This is a genomic window from Streptococcus sp. SCPM-O-B-15304 (M98), assembly GCF_058200215.1.
In genome coordinates, this window is sequence record NZ_JBYQGQ010000005.1 from 1 (window position 1) to 19925 (window position 19925).

Consider the following 19925-nt stretch of genomic DNA (forward strand, 5'->3'; position numbering starts at 1 on the left):
CGGACTTGGCTTACTTGTTTGTTTCTTTTGTAAAATTGTTTTCATGGTTTCTCTCCTTTTTCTTTATGCTCTAAGTTTACTCCAAAAAAAGAGGACTTGCCATAACATAACCTTACAAAAGAGGCCTTTAATCTTACATTTTTGTAAGATTACATTTTTTATCTAATTGAATCCTTTTTTCTCACTATATCAAGGTCTAAAGAAGAGAGTGGGACAGAAATCGGTAATTCGTTAGAATTCGATTTCGTCGTCCCACCTCCGCACAGTTGAGTAGGGCTGTAAAAGCTGATGAAATCAGCGTAGTAGAGCCCACTCAACCACTGCGTCTTGCTCGACAATTCAAAGACAATTGAGAGGCTAGGACTTTTGTCCCAGCCTCTTCACAATTCTTTTCATTCAATCAGTAAATTCACTTCAGAGAATTTAATCCTCACCGTTGTTCCTTGTCCAAGTTCGGATTCTATTTGAATCTGATGTCCTAATTCTTGGCTGATTTTCTGGGTTAGATAGAGCCCAAGTCCAGATGACTGCTGGGTCATTCGACCATTATATCCTGAAAATCCACGTTCAAAGACTCGCAACCGATCACTGTTTTTGATACCAATCCCGGTATCCTTGATGCAAAGTTCTTGACCATCCATATAGATTTCAACCCCACCTTCATTTGTGTACTTGAGGCTATTTGACAGGATTTGTTCAATGACTACCAATAGCCATTTTTTATCCGTCACAATGCTTCTATCCAAGTCATGCAGATTGATACTAAGACCTTTCTGGATAAAGAAAATGGCATATTTGCGAATGACTTCCTTGACCAGATCTTCTATATTTGCTTTCTTCAAAACCAAATCATCATGGAAGCTTTCTAAGCGTAGATATTGGAGTACGAGATTGGTATAGGAATCAATCTTAAAAATTTCCTGCTCCAACTGTTGTTTCAGTTGGCGATCTGCCACCTCACTTACAAGGAGTTTACTGGCTGCAATTGGTGTTTTTATCTGATGCACCCAGAGAGTATAGTAGTCCACCAAATCATTATAGCGGTTTTCAGCATCTGATTTCTTTTGATAGAGTTCAGATTCACTTTTCTCTAATTTTTCAGTTAGAAGGACTTCCATTGGTGACTTAGCTTTTCTTTCGCCATAGAGCAATTCCTTACGATAACGTTGCAATTCTATCAAGAAATCATATACCAAAAACAAAAATGTCAAAAATGTAGATAGAAAGAAGAAATAGTTAAAGTAGGGCACTTGACTAACAAATAGGACATCAAAAAGAAAGATGAGACCCGTCAATAACAGAATAAAAGCAAAAAAACGGCTACGCGAACGGATATAAGCTAGAAAAAAACTTTTAAGTTCAAGCATGTTTCAATCCGTACCCTATCCCTTTCTTAGTTTCGATAAAACCAATCAAACCTTCTTCCTCCAATTTCTTACGCAAACGAGCGACATTAACAGATAAGGTATTGTCGTCAATAAAAAAGTCACTGTTCCAGAGTTCACGCATCAAGTCATCACGCGCTACGATATTTCCCGCATGTTCAAATAAAACACGTAAAATCTGAAATTCATTCTTTGTTAAACTGATAGGTTTTCCATTGACATGCACATCCATAGACTTGGTATTGAGAATAACTCCAGCATACTCTAGGAGACTCTCATCCCTTCCAAACTCATAAGAGCGGCGCAATAATCCTTGTACCTTAGCTAAAAGTACCTGCTGGTCAAAAGGCTTGGTCACAAAATCATCTGCCCCCATATTAATAGCCATAACGATGTCCATAGCCTGGTCTCTTGATGACAGAAACATAATAGGAACTTTGGAAATCTTGCGAATCTCCTGGCACCAGTGATAACCATTAAAGAGAGGCAAGCCGATATCCATGAGAACCAGATGAGGCTCAGACTGAACAAATAGTGTCAGAACTTCCATAAAGTCTTCTACCATAACTACTTCAAAACCCCATTCAGAGAGCATTTTCCCAACTTGCTGACGGATTACTGGATCATCTTCTACTAGTAAAATCTTATGCATCTGCTCCTCCTTTTTTTATATTATAGCAAAATTCTTCTGACTACTAGCGAAATTGATGTAAATCTGATATGATAAAAGTTAAGAAAGGAATTCTCATGGCCAATATTTTTGACTACCTAACTAATGTTCAATACGATTCTTTTTATGATCTTCCCTTAAATGAACTGGATGTACTTGCTTTGACAGAGCTGACTTATCTTCCTTTTGATAACCTATTGTACCAGCCAGTCAATCGTTTAAGCGATGTCGCAACACGTGTCCCACGAGAAAGCACCATGTTGACCAATAAAGAACGTCTCCAACTCTTAGACCAGCTTGCTCAACACAAACGATTTAAAAATTGCAAGCTATCAAACTTTATTAACGAAATTGATACCGAGCAACAGAAACAGTTCGCTGCTATGACCTATCGTCTGAACCTAGATACTTATCTCATTGTCTTTCGTGGCACAGACGACAGTATTATTGGCTGGAAGGAAGATTTCCATATGACCTATATGAAGGAAATCCCTGCCCAAAAGCATGCTCTTGAATACTTGGAAGAATTCTTTACCCAACATCCAAAACAAAAAGTAATTCTTGCTGGGCATTCTAAAGGTGGGAATCTAGCAGTCTTTGCTGCTAGTCAAATCCAGCCTGAATTGCAGGAAAAGATATCCGCAGTTTATACCTACGATGCTCCTGGTTTGCAGGCTCATCTGACTGAAACGACTGGTTATCAAGATGTTATCCCTAAATTTCACCGTTATGTCCCACAAGGTTCTGTCATTGGCATGATGCTAGAAGTTCCTGATACTCCTACCGTCGTCAAATCTACGGCTCTCGGTGGCATCGCCCAACACAATACTTTCAGTTGGTTGACAGATGGACACCACTTTGTCCAACTAGAGGAGATTAGTAGCGAAAGTCTACAAATCAAAGACGCTCTAAAGGAATGGGTGGACAGTGTTCCCGATGAGGAATTAGAACTCTATTTTGATCTCTTCTTTGGAACCATCCTAGAGTCCGGAATTAGCTCTATTAATGAACTATCTTCAAAAAATGCGATTGAACATGTTCGACAACTTGTTTCTCAAGCCCAGACACTAGAGCCTGAGCAAGTCGAAATCTTAAAAAATCTGACACAACTCCTACTGGATGCACGCTTCCAAGCCTGGAAAAATCATTTTTAATGTATTAAAAAGTCCCTTCTTTTATGGAGGGACTTTCTTATTGATCGATTCCTTATTTTGTCCTTCTGTGTTATACTAGAAACTGTAAATTCTTTGAAAGAGGAAATCCTATGAAAATCCATAAAACCGTAAATCCTGTTGCCTATGAAAATACTTATTATCTCGAAGGAGACCAGCACCTGATTGTAGTCGATCCAGGTAGCCATTGGGAGGCCATTCGAAAGACTATTGAGAAAATCAACAAACCAGTCTGTGCGATTCTATTGACCCATACTCACTACGATCATATCTTGAGTCTGGACTTGGTCAGAGATACTTTTGGAAATCCTCCAGTATATGTGGCAGAAAGCGAAGAATCTTGGCTCTATACTCCTGTCGACAACCTCTCAGGCCTTCCTCGTCATGACGATATGGCAGATGTCGTATGTAGACCAGCTGAACACACCTTTGTTTTTCATAAAGAATACCAAATCGAGGAGTTTCGTTTTACAGTACTCCCAACTCCAGGCCACTCTATCGGAGGAGTTTCATTTGTTTTTCCAGATGGGCACTTGGTCTTAACGGGTGATGCTCTCTTCCGAGAAACTATTGGACGAACAGACCTACCTACAGGTAGTATGGAACAACTCCTCCATAGTATCCAAACCCAGCTCTTTACCCTTCCTAACTACGATGTCTATCCAGGTCACGGACCTGCTACGACCATCGCTCACGAAAAAACTTTTAATCCATTTTTCTAAAATATAAAAACCAAGGACTGGCACTGCACCCCAATAATGGGACAAGAGAAAACCCCTCTTATGCGACCAGTTTTCTGTAATCTACAGGAGACTGGTCATTTAATTTCTGTTGAATTCTAGTTTCATTATAAAATATGATGTAATTTTTGACAATATCTGTTATACTATCTTTGGTTAAGTTTCTCCACTTATGGAGATAGAAGGTTTCAGACTTGAGAATAGAGTGGAACCATTCGATACAGGCATTATCTGCTGGTGTTCCTTTTCGGGACATAGAGCGGGTGATGCCTTTTTCTGTACAAGCCTGATAGTAAGCTTTTGAGGTGTAGACAGATCCCTGATCACTGTGTAAAAGTGCTCCTTGAGGTAGCTCAAGTTGATGAAGTGTGTCGAGCACAAAGTCCGTATCTTGGCATTCGGAGATGGTATAAGCTACAATTTCACGATTATAGAGATCCATGATTGAAGATAGATAAAGTCTACAGTTCCCAAAGTAGAGGTAGGTGATGTCTGTGACAAGCTTCTCCATAGGCCTGTCTGCTTGAAAATTACGATCCAGCTTATTGTCTGTTACATGGTAAGGCTTCCCTAATTTAGGTCCCTTCTTGGGACGGACACGGCAAAGGCAGCCCTTTTCCTTCATAATACGATAGATCTTCTTGCGATTAACGACAAGGTTATAAACTTTCTTGAGCAAGCGAGTGATGATTCGATAGCCGTAAATAAAGTGATTTTCCATACAGAGTTGTTCGATTTTATCTGCTATTTCGTCTCTTTTCTGAGAATTCTTACACTCCTGTTTCCAGCGATAAAAGGTTGAGCGTTTGACTCCGAAACACTCTAAAATAATAGATACAGGGCACATTTTCTTATACTCTTCCACTAGCTTGATAAGACTTACTTTGTCGATTTTCTTATCAAGCTCTGATACTTTTTTAGTAATTCTACCTGTAAACGTAACTGTTCCACTTCAGATAACTGCTTCATCCCTTTACCATAAGTATATTGTTTCCCCACAGGTTGGTGGAAACGGAACAATTCATCATTCTGATACCATTGCCACCAGGTCTTGACCTGACTAACATTTTTTATACCGAGGGTATCCATGATAACCTTATTTGATTTACCTGCCTTTTTCATTTCGATACAGGCTAGCTTAGTTTCTACTGACTAGGCTTTTTTGACCATAACAAAACACTCCTGTTTCTAGTTTACCAGATTTCAACAGGAGTGTTTTCTTGTGTCTCATTTTATGGGTGCAGTGCCACTCCATCCTTGGTTTTTGTATTACCAAATAATCACACGATCTTCTGGTGAGCGCCACATGCCGTCGCCTTCTTTGACATCATAGGTCGTAAAGAAGTCATCAAAGTTTGGCACTTGGATGTTAACACGGAGTTTAGCTGGGGCGTGCACATCAACGCTAGCCATGAGTTTCATCAACTCTGGGCGACCTTTCATACGCCAGATACGAGCAAAATTATGGAAGAACTCTTCAGCTGAGAAGTCTGGCTCTCTCTTAGCAGCTTCTAGCGCTGCAGCGATTCCTCCTAGGTCAGCAACATTTTCTGATACGGTCAATTTACCGTTAATCGTTGCGCCGTAAGATTCTTGGCCATCAAACTGGTCGATAACCTTCTGTGTTTTTTCTTTAAAGGCTGCGTAGTCGCTCTCTGTCCACCAATCCTTGAGACTTCCATTTTCATCAAAGGAAGCTCCATTAGTATCAAAGGCGTGAGAAATTTCATGGGCGATAACCGCTCCGATACCACCATAGTTGGCAGAAGATGACTGATGCAAGTCATAGAATGGTGCCTGTAAGATAGCAGCTGGGAAGACAATCAAGTTCTTTTGTGGATTGTAGTAGGCATTGACCATATGAGCTGGCATTCCCCACTCCTTGTAGTCAACTGGCTGATTCCACTTGCTCCAGCTGTGCTTTATTTCAACACGCGCAAAGGCTAGGGCATTCTCAAAGAGGCTAGCAGATTCATCTACAACCTTATCCTTGTAGCGGGCTGGTAATTCTTCTGGATAACCGATATAAGGCTTGATGACATTGAGTTTGACGATGGCTTTTTCTCGTGTTTCAGGAGTGAGCCAGTCGTTTTTGGCCAAGCGTTCCTTATAAACATCAATCATAGTTGCCACTTTTTTCTCAACGTCTGCCTTAGCTTCAGGAGAGAATTTTTCATGGGCATACCAAAGGCCAAGAGCTTGTTTAAATGGTCCTTGCGCTAAGTGGTAAGCAGCCTTGCGTTTATCTTGGGCTTCTGGAACACCTGAAAGAGCACGGCCATAAGCACCTGACAAGATGCGAATCTCATCTGTCAAATAGCTCGTTGAAAGATTGACCACACTCAAGATCAAGCTTGCTTTGAGCAGAGGCCAAGCTTCTTCACTGTAGAATTGCTCTGCTGCTTGCCAGAAACGTTCTTCATCTACGATAACCTTATCTGGAGTTTGCCCAATAACTGCTTGGAAAAAGTCATCCAATGGAAGGGCAGGCGCAAACTTTTTGAAATCTTCGTAAGCGTATGGATGGTAAAGTTTGGCGTATTCTGAACTCTCTTCGTTTGAAAGGACGACAGCTGCGATGCGGCGATCCAATTCCAATCGTTTCTCTAGCAAATCTTCGATTTCTTCATCTGAGAAGTTATAGGCTTTGAGGAGATTAGAAGTACTTTCTTTCCAAAGGTTCAATAATTCCTCACGCTGTGGATGGTCTTCCGCATAGTAGGTTGTATCAGGCAAGATTGTTCCTGGAGCACTAGCCCAAAGAACATTGGTTCTAGCATCCATAAAGTCTGGTGATACTCCAAATGGAAGGAAGTTTGGTTTACCAGCTAATTCAAATGCTGCTAGTTTACCTGCGAAATCCGCAAAACTTTTCAAATCTTGGTATTCCTTAAGCAAAGGAAGGACTGGTTTGATTCCATCTGCTTCTCGTTTGTCAAAATCTCTGACCATACTATGGTACTTAACAAAGTTTGCCAAGATAGCATCTTCTGGCACATCTTCACCTGCCAACCATTTGTCGGTTGTCGTTAGCATCAACTCTTCAATTTCTTCGTCAAGGTCGATAAAACCACCTGTTCTCGATTTATCAGCTGGAATGACTGCAGTCTTTTCCCACTCACCATTTATAGCATCATAAAAATCATCTTGATAACGTGTCATCTTGTTCTCGCTTTCATTTTTCACTTATTCTTAGCTTAGCAAAAATCCCTGGGGATTGCAATTAAAAATGCCATCTTCTCCTGATTGTTTTCATTATTAATATTTTAAATATTTACAAAAATTAACTTGACTTAATTTTTATTTTAATGTATATTAAAAGATAGGAGGAATATAACTGTATGATACGTATCGAAAACCTCAGTGTCTCCTACAAAGAAACGTTGGCACTAAAGGATATTTCACTAGTGCTCCAAGGACCAACGATTACCGGAATTATTGGCCCAAACGGCGCTGGGAAATCAACATTATTAAAAGGTATGCTGGGAATTATCCCACATCAAGGTCAGGCATTTCTCGATGACAAGGAAGTTAAAAAATCCTTACATCGAATCGCCTATGTCGAACAAAAAATTCATATCGACTACAACTTTCCCATCAAGGTCAAGGAATGCGTCTCGTTAGGACTATTTCCCTCTATTCCTCTCTTTCGAAGTTTAAATGCTAAACATTGGAAGAAAGTGCAAGAGGCCCTTGAAATCGTCGACCTAGCTGACTACGCTGAACGGCAAATCAGTCAACTGTCTGGAGGTCAATTCCAGCGGGTCTTGATTGCCAGATGTTTGGTGCAGGAAGCCGACTATATCCTCTTGGATGAACCCTTTGTTGGGATTGACTCAGTCAGTGAGGAAATCATCATGAATACGCTGAGAGATCTGAAAAAAGCTGGGAAGACGGTTCTCATCGTCCACCACGACCTCAGCAAGGTTCGCCACTACTTCGATCAAGTCTTGCTTGTCAATCGAGAAGTGATTGCTTTTGGTCCGACCAAAGAAACCTTTACCCAAGCCAATCTCAAAGAAGCTTACGGTAATCGACTCTTTTTCAATGGAGGTGACCTATGATTGCAGAATTTATAGATGGATTGCAGAACTTCCACTTTCTCCAAAATGCCTTGATAACAGCCATTGTTATCGGAATCGTAGCTGGAGCTGTGGGATGTTTCATCATCCTACGCGGGATGTCACTCATGGGAGATGCCATTTCACATGCTGTGTTACCAGGTGTAGCCCTCTCCTTCATCTTGGGCATTGACTTCTTTATCGGAGCCATTGTCTTTGGACTGCTAGCTGCTATCATCATTACCTACATCAAGGGAAACTCGATTGTCAAAAGCGATACCGCCATCGGCATTACCTTTTCTTCTTTCTTAGCCCTCGGTATCATCTTGATTAGCGTAGCTAAAAGCTCGACTGACCTCTTTCATATCCTTTTTGGGAATATTCTTGCTGTTCAGGATACAGATATGTTTATTACTATGGGTGTAGGGGCAGCCATTCTCTTGTTAATCTGGATTTTCTTCAAGCAACTCTTGATAACGTCCTTTGATGAACTCTTGGCTAAAGCCATGGGAATGCCTGTCAATTTCTATCACTACTTACTCATGGTACTCCTAACTCTCGTGTCTGTGACAGCCATGCAAAGTGTCGGAACTATCCTGATTGTAGCCATGCTGATTACCCCAGCTGCAACTGCTTATCTGTATGCTAATAGCCTGAAAAGTATGATTTTCCTTTCCTCAACCTTTGGAGCTACAGCTTCAGTTTTGGGACTCTTTATCGGCTATAGCTTTAACGTTGCGGCAGGTTCTAGTATCGTGCTTACAGCTGCTAGTTTCTTTCTCATTAGCTTCTTTATCGCTCCAAAACAACGATATTTGAAACTGAAAAATAAACATTTGTTAAAATAAGGGGCAAAGCCCCAATAAATTGGAGGATCTAATGAAAAAATTAGGTACATTACTCGTTCTCTTTCTTTCCGTCATTGCTCTTGTAGCATGTGCTAGTGGAAAAAAAGATGCAGCTTCTGGTCAAAAACTAAAAGTTGTTGCCACAAACTCAATCATCGCTGATATTACTAAAAATATCGCAGGAGACAAGATTGATCTTCACAGTATCGTTCCTGTTGGTCAAGACCCACACGAATACGAACCACTACCTGAAGACGTCAAGAAAACTTCTCAAGCTGATTTGATTTTCTATAACGGTATCAACCTTGAAACAGGTGGAAATGCCTGGTTTACAAAATTAGTTGAGAATGCTAAGAAAACTGAAAACAAAGACTACTTTGCAGTCAGCGAAGGCGTTGATGTTATCTACCTTGAAGGTCAAAACGAAAAAGGCAAAGAAGACCCACACGCTTGGCTCAACCTTGAAAACGGGATCATCTATGCTCAAAATATTGCTAAGCAACTCATCGCTAAAGACCCTAGCAACAAAGAATTCTACGAAAAGAATCTCAAAGAATACACTGAAAAACTAGACAAGCTTGACAAGGAAGCCAAAGAGAAATTTAACGCTATTGATGCTGACAAGAAACTCATCGTAACCAGCGAGGGATGCTTCAAATACTTCTCTAAAGCTTACGGTGTACCAAGTGCTTACATTTGGGAAATCAACACTGAAGAAGAAGGAACACCTGACCAAATCAAGACTTTGGTTGAAAAACTTCGCCAAATGAAAGTTCCATCACTATTTGTTGAATCCAGTGTCGATGATCGTCCAATGAAGACTGTTTCTAAAGACACAAACATCCCAATCTATGCTCAAATCTTTACGGACTCAATCGCTGAAGAAGGTAAAGAAGGCGATAGCTACTACAACATGATGAAATACAACCTTGACAAGATTGCTGAAGGTTTAGCTAAATAATCATTTTAAAAACGTCAGTCACCTTGAATTGGCGTTTTTTTGATTCAAAATCCGGACAAATTATTGGAAAACTCTGAACATTTAATGTAGAATGAAAGAAAAAAGATTGGAGTAGCTTATGACTACATTCCTTGGAAACCCTGTTACTTTTACGGGAAAGCAACTACAAGTAGGAGACAAAGCACTTGATTTCTCTCTCACAACGACTGACCTCTCTAAAAAAACACTAGCTGATTTTGAAAGAAAGAAAAAGATTTTGAGCGTCATCCCTTCTATCGATACAGGTATCTGCTCGCTACAGACTCGTCGCTTTAACCAAGAATTAGCTAGCTTAGACAACACCGTTGTCTTAACGGTGTCTATGGACCTCCCCTTCGCTCAAAAACGCTGGTGTGGTGCTGAAGGAATTGAGAATGCCATCATGCTTTCAGACTACTTCGACCACTCCTTTGGACGCGATTACGCCCTCTTAATCAATGAATGGCATCTGCTTGCTCGAGCCGTATTTGTCCTTGATGCTGACAATATTATCCGTTATGTTGAGTATGTGGACAATATCAATTCCGAGCCAAACTTTGAAGCAGCCATTGAAGCAGCAAAGTCGCTTGACTAAAATAAAGCCCACTTGTAACAAGGCAGAAAGCTAGAGAAATCTAGCTTTTTTTGGTATACTAGATAGAGATACTAAACAAGGAAATGCGAATGACACCAAATAAAGAAGATTACTTAAAATGTATTTATGAGATTGGCATGGAAGTTCCTAAGATTACCAACAAGGAAATCGCTGCTCGGATGCAGGTATCACCTCCAGCGGTAACTGAGATGATCAAGCGCATGCAATCCGAAAATCTTATATTAAAGAATAAAGAAAATGGCTATATACTAACGGATATTGGTTTAAAGCTGGTCTCTGAGCTTTATCGTAAGCATCGACTGATAGAGGTCTTTCTAGTTCACCATCTAGACTATACCAGCAATCAAATTCACGATGAGGCTGAGGTATTAGAGCATACAGTGTCAGACCTTTTTGTGGAGCGACTGGAAACTATGTTAGGCTTTCCAAAGACCTGTCCCCATGGAGGAACCATTCCTGCCAAGGGAGAGCTGTTAGTTGAGATCAATAACCTTCCACTCTCTGATATCAAAGAAGCAGGGACCTATTTACTAACTCGGGTTCACGATAGTTTTGAACTTCTCCAGTATTTAGGAAAACATAGCATCCATATTGGAGAACAACTCCAAGTCAAGCAGTTTGATGGCTTCTCTAATACCTTCACTCTCATTCACAAGAATGAAGAACTCCAAGTCAGCCTAGAAATCGCCAAACAGCTCTATGTTGAAAAACTGAACTAATTTCTCAAGTCCCCTACCAACCCTGAAAGCTTGATTTTCAGGGTTTTATTTCTAGCATTTGATGTTACTCTCATTTTGTTGTAGAATGTTTGTAAAAAAAAGAAAGATATTTTAACCTATGAAAAAATCACTAAAAATTTTTGCGACATCCAAATGGTTTGACCTCTTTGGGGTTGCTCTGGTCGTTGGAATTGCGATCGCATCTGGTTACCTCAACTCCCGTCTCGATAAATTCGTAGACTGGGGCCCATGGACTGCCCTTGTGCCCTTTGGATTGATTTCCGTAACCAACGTTGGGATTTCCATGTTGTCCACTCGTTTCACGGGAAAATTAAGCAAATGGGGAAATTACTTTGGCATTGTCAATACGATTTTGTCCGGCACCATTGACTATATCCTTGGAAATAAGGCGGCCATTATCACCTATCCTGTCACCTTCCTCATTTATACCTTTGCCATTAAGAAATGGGAAGCTTCACAAGAAGGTAGACCCAACAAGATGAACCAAAAACAATTGAAATGGGCAGCCGTCATCATTTCAGTTCTAGCCTTCCTCTTTGCATTTATGACCAACTATATCGGCTATGGAGGAAAGATGAATCTCCTTGCCTACGTAACAACTATTTCCTTTGCACTCTCCCTCATTGCCAATGCTTTGAATGCATTGAAACTGACAACTCAGTGGGGATTTTGGTTGATTTACAATTTCGTTCAGCTGACAAAGGCTGGCATTCAAGGAAACTTTGCCAATATCGGAAAATACATCTTTTATATCCTCAATGCAATCGGAGCTTTATTTGTCTGGAATGATGAAGAAGTGGAAAAATAGAAGGAAACTCAAATAAAGAAAGCAAGTCGACTTAATAGAATCTCCTTACTAAAATTTTTTATCATTTTACTTGTAACTCCCATTCTTTTGGAGTAGAATGAAGCTAGATAAAAGAGGGAGGTCATCTTATGAAAAATCTCTTTAGAATCCATTTTACAGCCATCGTAGTCAGCGATTTGCTACTGTTGGTAACTTTCAGACCCCGATACGAACTTTCTTTGGAGAGAGGCCTGATTTTTTGCTTCATTTTCATCCTTGCTCAAGGACTACTGCTATTTCGCTTGGTCAATCGACTCAAAAAACATTTCTCTGAGATTTATCCTCAGATGAACAAAAAAATTCGCCTTTACTACTTAGAGATTCTCTCCACTGACCTACTATTATTTGTCTTTTTAGCCATCACTGGCCCTCAACATTTTTACTCTCTTACTCCAGTCTTTACTTCCTGTCATTCTACTTTTTATTATATAACGGCTAGCCACCTAAAAGAAAACTATCCAGACTTTTATGACAAACATATCTATTTGTGGGAGTGTCTCTAAGAAAAAAAGGTTTTATCATGAAAAAAATCATCTACATCAAAACCATTCAACTCCTCATCATCGATGGAATCATGCTGGCATTTTTGACATTTAAAGAGGGACTTATACTCAATGAAAATCAAAGAGCAAACTAGGAAGCTAGCCGCAGGCTGTACTTGAGTACGGCAAGGTGAAGCTGACGTGGTTTGAATTTGATTTTCGAAGAGTATTACCTGGGATTGGATTTTGATTTACAGTGGTTGGCTCATCTTCTTTCACCCTGTGCTGTTTACCTATCTTTCCAACCAACTTTGTGACCACTTTAGTCAACTCTATTCCCAGATTAGACCGAGATTCTGGCGTTTTGCCTTACAAATCCTCCTATGGGATAACCTGATAATTCTCTCCTTGCTGTTTTTAAGTGGTATCCCACCTTTCCTTCAGGGAAGTCTCCTCATCCTAAGATATCTCATCCCTTCCTATCGCACCTGCCAAAGCCTGAAAAGAGACTTCCCCCAAGCCTATCAAGAACCCATTTCATTTTGGAATATTTTGTGATAGATAAGAAAAACCAAGCCCGCGAGCTTGGTTTTTCTTATCTATTTTTGGTGTCAAGGATGATGGTTACTGGGCCATCATTGACCAGTTCCACCTGCATATCTGCTCCAAAGACTCCTGTCTCAACAGGAACTTCCTTGGCTAGTTCTTGGTTAAATTCTTGATAGAAAGCTTCCGCCATATCCGGTTTAGCAGCGCCTGTAAAGGCTGGACGATTGCCTTTTTTGGTATCGGCAAACAAAGTAAACTGAGAGATGGAGAGGATTTCTCCTTGGATATCTTTAACAGAAAGGTTCATCTTTCCTTCGGCATCTGAGAAAATCCGCATATTGACAAGCTTTCTCACGGCATACTCCAAATCTTCTTGCTGATCCTCAGGTCCAACACCTACTAAGAGTAAGAGCCCCTGCTGGATTTTCCCATATACTTGCCCCTCAATAGAAACTTGAGCTTTCTTGACACGCTGAACAATAATTCTCATAGAAATCCTTTCTGATGATATCAAGCCAACTTAACCATTGGTCCGTTTGACTGAGTAGACTTCTGGTACACTCTTAATCTTATCAACCACGGTGGTCAGCATTGAAAGGTTTGAAATTCCAAAGGAAACATGAATATTGGCAAATTTCATATCCTTGGTTGGTTGGGCATTAACTGTTGAGATATTCTTAGTTGTATTTGATAAGACTTGCAAGATATCATTCAATAGACCAGAACGGTTGAGTCCGTAGATATCGATGTGAGCCATATACTCCTTACTTGAGAATTGGTCTTCCCATTCAACATCGAGTAGACGTTGTTCGTAGTTTTCCTGTGAACGAAGGTTCATACAGTCTACACGGTGGATGGCAACTCCGCGTCCTTTAGTAATATAGCCGACGATATCATCACCTGGAACAGGATTACAACATTTGGCAATCCGGATCAAGAGCCCAGAAGCACCTTGGATGACTACTCCACCCTCATGCTTAACCTTAAGCGTGTCCTTGTTCTCCACCTTGACTTCGCCACCCTTGACCAATTCTTCAGCTTCTGCCTTAGCTTTGGCACGCTCTTCTTCACGACGTTCCTTCTCCGTCAAACGGTTAAAGACAGTGATGGCTCCGATTTCTCCAAAACCAATGGCTGCGAAAAGGGCTTCTTCTGTTTTGTAACTAGTTTTTTGAAGGACTTCATCCATGTGACGTTTGTCCATAAATTTATTAGCTACATAGCCGTTTTCTTGGAGCTGACTAATCAGCAATTCACGGCCTTTATTGATGGACAATTCTTTGTCTTGGTTTTTAAAGAACTGACGAATTTTATTTCGAGCCTTGCTGGTCTTAACCATGTTGAGCCAGTCACGGCTTGGTCCAAATGAATTTGGATTGGTGATGATTTCAACCTGATCACCTGTTTTTAGCTTGGTAGTCAATGGTACCATGCGGCCATTAACCTTGGCACCTGTTGCTTTTTCCCCAATTTTAGTATGAATCTCATAAGCAAAGTCAATCGGGCCAGAATCTTTTGGAAGTGAACGAACTGCGCCATCTGGAGTAAAGACATAAATCTCCTCAGCCAGATAGTTTTCTTTGACAGTATCTACAAATTCCTTGGCATCATCTGCTTGATCTTGGAGCTCCATCATCTCCTTGATCCAATTCATTCCAATGGCAGATTCCTTGCTATTAACTTGACCCTTGATTCCTTTTTTGTAGGCCCAGTGAGCCGCAACACCGTACTCAGCAACCTCATGCATTTCCTTGGTTCGAATCTGGAACTCAATCGGTCCCTTTGGCCCATAAACAGTTGTATGGATGGACTGGTAACCATTGGCCTTACGGTTGGCAATGTAGTCCTTAAAGCGTCCAGGCATTGGTTTCCAAAGCTCATGGACATATCCCAACATAGCATAGACATCACTCTGAGTGTCTAGGATACAGCGAATGGCAATTAGGTCATAGATCTCCTCAAAGCGTTTTTTCTTGTCCTGCATCTTGCGATAAATAGAGTAGATATGCTTTGGACGGCCATAGATTTTCCCTGTAAGATGGCGCTCAGAAGAGTATTCCTCAAGTTTCGTCACAACTTCATCGACCAAGGCTTCGCGTTCTTGACGTTTTTCCTTCATCATGTGACTAATCTTGTAAAATTCAGTTGGATTCAGATAGCGGAAAGAGAGGTCTTCTAGTTCCCACTTAACACTTGAAATCCCTAAACGGTGAGCAAGTGGGGCATAGATTTCCATGGTTTCTCTAGAAATACGCTCCTGCTTGTCCTTACGAAGATGTTTGAGGGTGCGCATATTGTGCAGACGGTCAGAAAGTTTGACCAAGATAACACGGATATCCTCTGACATGGCCATGAGCATCTTGCGGTGGTTTTCAGCCAGCTGCTCCTCGATAGACTTGTACTCAACCTTACCAAGTTTGGTAACACCGTCCACAATCACTCGAACATCATGACCAAACTCACGCTCTAAGTCATCCAAGGTAGCTTCTGTGTCTTCTACCACGTCATGCAAAAAACCACAGGCAACTGTAACAGCATCTAGCTTGAGTTTAGCCAAAATTCCAGCTACCTGAATGGGATGAATAATGTAGGGCTCACCTGATTTACGATACTGGCCACTATGACATTCTACAGCGTAAACCAAGGCCTTGTGTACAAAGGCCACATCTTCTTTCGATAAATATTTTTGCGTTAAAGCGACGACCTCATCGCCTGAATAAATTACTTCTTTCGGCATGCATACTCTCCAATTCTTCCTACCATTTTAACACTTTTTTGAGGATATGAAAACTAGTAAAGCCCATTCTGTAAGAGTTTGCTAAAGTTGATAAAAAAACACTACTAGAAAAACTCTAGTAGTGCTCATTGTTTAAAATCTATCTTAGTAAACTGTTCTTTCAGTTTCTACGTCGAAGAAGTGTGCTTTGTTCAAGTCAAATCCAAGTTCAACTGTTGCACCTGCTTGCAAGTAGTCACGAGCGTCAACTTTTGCAACGAACTCATCTTTACCAACTTGGCAGTATAGGTGAGATTCTGAACCGAGCAATTCTGATACAGAGATCGTTGCTTTCACAACTGATTCTGGGAATGTTTCAAGGAAAGCAGGTTCTGCATTTACATCTTCTGGACGGATACCGAAGATCAATTCTTTTCCTTCGTAGCCTTTTTCACGAAGAACTTTCAAAGCACCTTCTGGAACTTTCAAAGTAAATCCGTCAGCAACAATGCGGTCACCGTTCAATTTAACGTTGATGAAGTTCATAGCTGGGCTTCCGATGAATCCTGCTACGAATTTGTTAACTGGGTTTTTGTAAACTTCTTGAGGAGTACCGATTTGTTCAACACGTCCGATAGTACCAGTACCAGCAGGGTTTTTAGTTGCTGACATGATAACGATACGGTCTGCAAGTGTCATCGCTTCTGTTTGGTCGTGAGTTACGTAGATAGTTGTAGCTCCGATACGACGGTGGATTTTAGCGATTTCAGCACGCATTGATACACGAAGTTTTGCATCCAAGTTTGACAAAGGTTCGTCCATCAAGAATACTTTTGCATCACGGACGATCGCACGACCCATGGCAACACGTTGACGTTGACCACCTGAAAGGTCAGCTGGTTTACGATCCAAGAATTCTTTCAAACCAAGAATTTCAGCTGCTTCTTGTACACGTTTGTCAATGTCTTCTTTGCTGTATTTACGCAATTTCAAACCAAAGGCCATGTTATCGTATACAGTCATGTGTGGGTAAAGAGCGTAGTTTTGGAATACCATGGCGATGTCACGGTCTTTTGGAGCTACGTCATTGACAACCACGCCATCGATAGATGCAGTACCTTCTGTGATGTCTTCAAGACCAGCAATCATACGAAGAGTAGTTGATTTACCACATCCTGAAGGTCCTACGAAAACGATAAACTCTTTGTCTTTGATGTTCAAGTTGAAATCTTCAACTGAATAGTGTTCGCTGTTTGGATATTTTTTGTAAATATTTTTAAGATTTAATTCTACCATTGTGGAGAACTCCTTTTGTCATTTGATAGTTTTATTATAGATGAAAACGTTTTACTTTTCTATGGCAAGGTGACCAAAAAAATAAAAAAGTTCTGTGCAACTTGCACAAAACTTTAGATTATATCTGGTAAAATCAACTGATAACACAAGGTGAGGTCAGTTAATTCTTTCAACTGAAGACCGGTCAATTCTTCCCATTTATCAATCTTGTACTGGAGAGAATTGCGATGCAGATAGAGTTGTTGAGCTGTTTTTGTCAGGACTGCACTGTTTTCCCACAGTGAAAGGATGATTTCCTGAATCTGATCCTGGTCCACAATCATCCGATGCAGATATTCCTTGATAACTCGAAGATCCACAATTCTTTCACCCATACTCCACAGATAGAGTTGAGAAAAAGTATGGAAACCTTGATGCCCTTGTCGCCACCAGTTTTTAAACAAGTCACGTTCTGCTTTGATGAAATCTGTCAAACTCTGATTTCCTGTCTGTGACCAGACCTGACCTAACATGATGGATAAACGTACTCCAAAGTCATATTCTACGGCTTCCAAGGTATCCATCAAGATTGAGCGAACCGAGGTATACTTGTCCTGTTGGAGAACAAAAATGTAATCCTGCGCTCCCACCTGAAGCACTGTTTGACAATTTGGAAAGAGGGTTCCCATCATTTCTAACCAAGACGTTAAATTTTCCTGTTGAAAATAAGATAGGTGACAATAGACAAGCTGCAATTTTTTAAAGTTTTGCGGTGCCTGTCCTTTGCCTTCAATGAGATAACTATACCAAGGATTGAGGGAAATGGTTTGCTCCTGTTTGGTTAAGAGAGCCACCAGTTGTTTTTCACGCTCGCTAAGACTAGCTTCCTCAAGCAAAAGCCACTGATAATTTGACAGAGGTAGACTTAGATAACCCTCTTTATCAACTGGCTGATCTAAGATTTTACCATCAGGAAACCAATCTAGTAGTTCTTTTGCAATCATCTCTAGCCCTCCACTTTTTGGATGCACCAAGAAATCAAGGTTTCGAGGCGCTCCACATTTTCAGTCATATGAAGATAGCCCATCACTGCTTCAAAACCTGTGGACATACGGTAAGTCACCACATCAGCATTTTTAGCCTTTGTGTGGCTATTGGTATTACGGCCTCGTTTATAGATTTCTTCTTCTTTCTCCGTCAGGACTTGCTCCTCCAGCATGAGGGAGATCAAATGAGCTTGAGCCTTGGCTGACACATACTTGGTCGCTTCTTGATGAAGTTTATTGGGTTTGGTCATACCTTTGAGGATGAGGTGACGGCGAATATACATGGAATATACCGCATCTCCTTCAAAGGCTAGCGCAATCCCGTTAATGAGATTGACATCAATCACGTGTCCACCTCACTCCATCCTTGGTATCAAGCAATTTAATCCCTTGTGCAGCCAGTTGGTCACGGATTTGGTCAGCTGTTGCAAAGTCTTTATTTGCACGTGCTTCTTGACGTTTTTGGATCAAGGCTTCAATCTCTTCATCCAAAACTTCCTCAACAAAGACCACTCCAAAGACTTCTAACATAGCTGCAAGAGTTTCCTTGACAGCCGCATCATAGTTTCCTGAGTTGATCCACTTGGCCATTTCAAAGACAACTGTGATTCCGTTAGCTGTATTGAAATCTTCATCCATGGCAGCCACAAACTTGTCTTTGAAAGACTGTAATTCTCCTGGATCAACAGTTCCAGTAAATGGTTGTTCATAGGTGTTCTTCAAATACTTGAGATTGGTCTCCGCATCACGCACTGCTTTTTCCGTAAAATTGATAGGCTTACGGTAATGCTGAGTCGCAAAGAAGAAACGCAATACTTGACCGTCGATCGTTTCGAGGGCATCGTGTACCGTAATGAAGTTACCCAAAGACTTAGACATCTTGACATTGTCGATATTGACAAAACCATTGTGCATCCAGTAGTTGGCAAAGGTCTTGCCTGTTTTAGCTTCAGACTGGGCAATTTCGTTGGTATGGTGAGGAAACTCAAGGTCAGCTCCACCACCGTGAATATCGATGGTATCACCCAAAATCTCCGTTGACATGACCGAACATTCGATATGCCAGCCTGGACGGCCAGGTCCCCAAGGACTGTCCCAAGAAATCTCACCTGGTTTAGCAGATTTCCAAAGAGCAAAGTCTACAGGATTTTCCTTACGAGCCGTTTCTTCATCGGTACGACCTGAAGCACCTAGTTCCAAGTCTTCTAGTGTTTTATTAGCTAACTTAGCATAGTTATGAGATTTTTCCACACGGAAATAGACATCTCCTTGACTCTCATAAGCATAGCCCTTTTCAATCAAATCAACAACAAAAAGAATAATATCATCCATAAACTCGACTACACGAGGATGACGAGTTGCAGGCTTCACGCCTAAAGCCGTCACGTCCTCACGAAAGGCAGCAATGTACTTGTCCGCAACTTCCTGAGGTGTGATGCCTTCTTCCTTGGCTCGGTTGATAATCTTGTCATCTACATCGGTAAAGTTGGAAATGTAGGCAACCTCATAACCACGGTACTCAAAGTAGCGACGAATGGTATCGAAGGCTACTGTCGAGCGGGCATTCCCCACGTGGATATAATTGTATACAGTTGGCCCACAGACATACATGAGAACCTCTCCCTTTGTAATTGGGACAAATTCTCGTAAATCACGAGACATGGTGTCATAGATTTTAATCATAAAATAATAGTCAGGAAAGCTAAAATTCATAAACAGATATTTTCATAACTAACTGTTCAACTAAATTTTAGTCCGATTGCCTGTCACAAATCGGATTTCCTTGCTCCTTTCTAAAC

General features: G+C 40.9%; 19 protein-coding genes. 9 read left to right on the forward strand and 10 right to left on the reverse strand.

Going from position 1 to position 19925, the window contains the following annotated elements:
• Positions 1-392 precede the first annotated feature (392 nt).
• Complete coding sequence (locus tag AC3E7H_RS04095) at positions 393-1367, reverse strand: sensor histidine kinase (protein WP_490676151.1); 975 nt, start codon at positions 1365-1367, stop codon at positions 393-395.
• Positions 1360-2037, reverse strand: coding sequence for a response regulator transcription factor (locus tag AC3E7H_RS04100; protein WP_490676152.1), 678 nt, complete (start codon positions 2035-2037; stop codon positions 1360-1362). Before AC3E7H_RS04100 ends, AC3E7H_RS04095 begins: the two co-directional genes overlap by 8 nt.
• A gap of 95 nt (positions 2038-2132) precedes the next feature.
• Between AC3E7H_RS04100 and AC3E7H_RS04105 the strand changes: the two genes are divergently transcribed.
• Both AC3E7H_RS04105 and AC3E7H_RS04110 read left to right on the forward strand, forming a co-directional pair.
• Entirely contained in the window at positions 2133-3209 is a 1077-nt protein-coding gene (locus AC3E7H_RS04105; RefSeq protein ID WP_061863524.1) for a DUF2974 domain-containing protein, read from the forward strand.
• 110 nt (positions 3210-3319) lie between these two features.
• Entirely contained in the window at positions 3320-3949 is a 630-nt protein-coding gene (locus AC3E7H_RS04110; RefSeq protein WP_061863525.1) for an MBL fold metallo-hydrolase, read from the forward strand.
• Positions 3950-4007: 58 nt separating this feature from the next.
• On the opposite strand, the gene AC3E7H_RS04115 is transcribed toward AC3E7H_RS04110, so the two are convergent.
• Positions 4008-5089 (reverse strand): IS3 family transposase gene (locus AC3E7H_RS04115; protein ID WP_490676153.1). Its coding sequence is split into 2 segments (ribosomal slippage): positions 4008-4867 and positions 4867-5089, totalling 1083 coding nucleotides; the frame shifts between segments, so codons are not numbered across the junction.
• Positions 5090-5236: 147 nt separating this feature from the next.
• The gene (locus AC3E7H_RS04120) at positions 5237-7129 is read right to left on the reverse strand and encodes a M13 family metallopeptidase (RefSeq protein WP_490676154.1); all 1893 of its coding nucleotides are present in this window, start codon (positions 7127-7129) and stop codon (positions 5237-5239) included.
• A gap of 179 nt (positions 7130-7308) precedes the next feature.
• On the opposite strand from AC3E7H_RS04120, the gene AC3E7H_RS04125 reads away from it, so the two are divergent.
• The 7 genes from AC3E7H_RS04125 (at position 7309) to AC3E7H_RS04155 (ending at position 12561) form a co-directional block, all read left to right on the forward strand.
• Positions 7309-8031, forward strand: coding sequence for a metal ABC transporter ATP-binding protein (locus tag AC3E7H_RS04125; protein ID WP_060955485.1), 723 nt, complete (start codon positions 7309-7311; stop codon positions 8029-8031).
• Positions 8028-8876 carry a metal ABC transporter permease gene (locus AC3E7H_RS04130; RefSeq protein WP_060955484.1) on the forward strand — a complete coding sequence of 283 codons (849 nt, stop codon included), beginning with the start codon at positions 8028-8030 and terminating at the stop codon, positions 8874-8876. Before AC3E7H_RS04125 ends, AC3E7H_RS04130 begins: the two co-directional genes overlap by 4 nt.
• A 31-nt stretch (positions 8877-8907) precedes the next feature.
• Positions 8908-9837 carry a metal ABC transporter substrate-binding protein gene (locus AC3E7H_RS04135; RefSeq protein WP_060955483.1) on the forward strand — a complete coding sequence of 310 codons (930 nt, stop codon included), beginning with the start codon at positions 8908-8910 and terminating at the stop codon, positions 9835-9837.
• A 118-nt stretch (positions 9838-9955) separates the two neighbouring features.
• On the forward strand, positions 9956-10450 hold the full coding sequence (gene tpx, locus AC3E7H_RS04140; protein WP_490676155.1) for a thiol peroxidase: 495 nt from the start codon (positions 9956-9958) through the stop codon (positions 10448-10450).
• Between the two features lie 89 nt (positions 10451-10539).
• The gene (locus AC3E7H_RS04145) at positions 10540-11190 is read left to right on the forward strand and encodes a metal-dependent transcriptional regulator (protein ID WP_490676156.1); all 651 of its coding nucleotides are present in this window, start codon (positions 10540-10542) and stop codon (positions 11188-11190) included.
• A 118-nt stretch (positions 11191-11308) separates the two neighbouring features.
• Entirely contained in the window at positions 11309-12019 is a 711-nt protein-coding gene (locus AC3E7H_RS04150) for a nicotinamide mononucleotide transporter family protein (protein WP_148131248.1), read from the forward strand.
• Positions 12020-12147: 128 nt separating this feature from the next.
• Positions 12148-12561 (forward strand): hypothetical protein, encoded by a 414-nt coding sequence (locus AC3E7H_RS04155; protein WP_075228052.1) that lies wholly within the window; start codon positions 12148-12150, stop codon positions 12559-12561.
• 574 nt (positions 12562-13135) lie between these two features.
• On the opposite strand, the gene dtd is transcribed toward AC3E7H_RS04155, so the two are convergent.
• From dtd to cysS, 6 genes are all read right to left on the reverse strand, one after another.
• Positions 13136-13579 carry a D-aminoacyl-tRNA deacylase gene (gene dtd, locus AC3E7H_RS04160; protein WP_414294407.1) on the reverse strand — a complete coding sequence of 148 codons (444 nt, stop codon included), beginning with the start codon at positions 13577-13579 and terminating at the stop codon, positions 13136-13138.
• A gap of 30 nt (positions 13580-13609) precedes the next feature.
• On the reverse strand, positions 13610-15826 hold the full coding sequence (locus tag AC3E7H_RS04165; RefSeq protein ID WP_049503998.1) for a RelA/SpoT family protein: 2217 nt from the start codon (positions 15824-15826) through the stop codon (positions 13610-13612).
• 144 nt (positions 15827-15970) lie between these two features.
• Complete coding sequence (locus tag AC3E7H_RS04170; RefSeq protein WP_049504000.1) at positions 15971-17101, reverse strand: ABC transporter ATP-binding protein; 1131 nt, start codon at positions 17099-17101, stop codon at positions 15971-15973.
• 113 nt (positions 17102-17214) lie between these two features.
• Positions 17215-18084: a helix-turn-helix domain-containing protein gene (locus AC3E7H_RS04175; RefSeq protein WP_485731915.1), complete on the reverse strand. Its 870-nt coding sequence runs from the start codon at positions 18082-18084 to the stop codon at positions 17215-17217.
• A gap of 2 nt (positions 18085-18086) precedes the next feature.
• Positions 18087-18473, reverse strand: a complete 387-nt coding sequence (locus tag AC3E7H_RS04180) for a Mini-ribonuclease 3 (protein WP_485731913.1) — start codon at positions 18471-18473, stop codon at positions 18087-18089.
• A complete protein-coding gene (gene cysS, locus AC3E7H_RS04185; protein WP_485731925.1) occupies positions 18466-19809 on the reverse strand; it encodes a cysteine--tRNA ligase in 1344 nt (447 codons plus the stop codon). The genes AC3E7H_RS04180 and cysS overlap by 8 nt, the downstream gene beginning before the upstream one ends.
• Between the last annotated feature and the right edge of the window lie 116 nt (positions 19810-19925).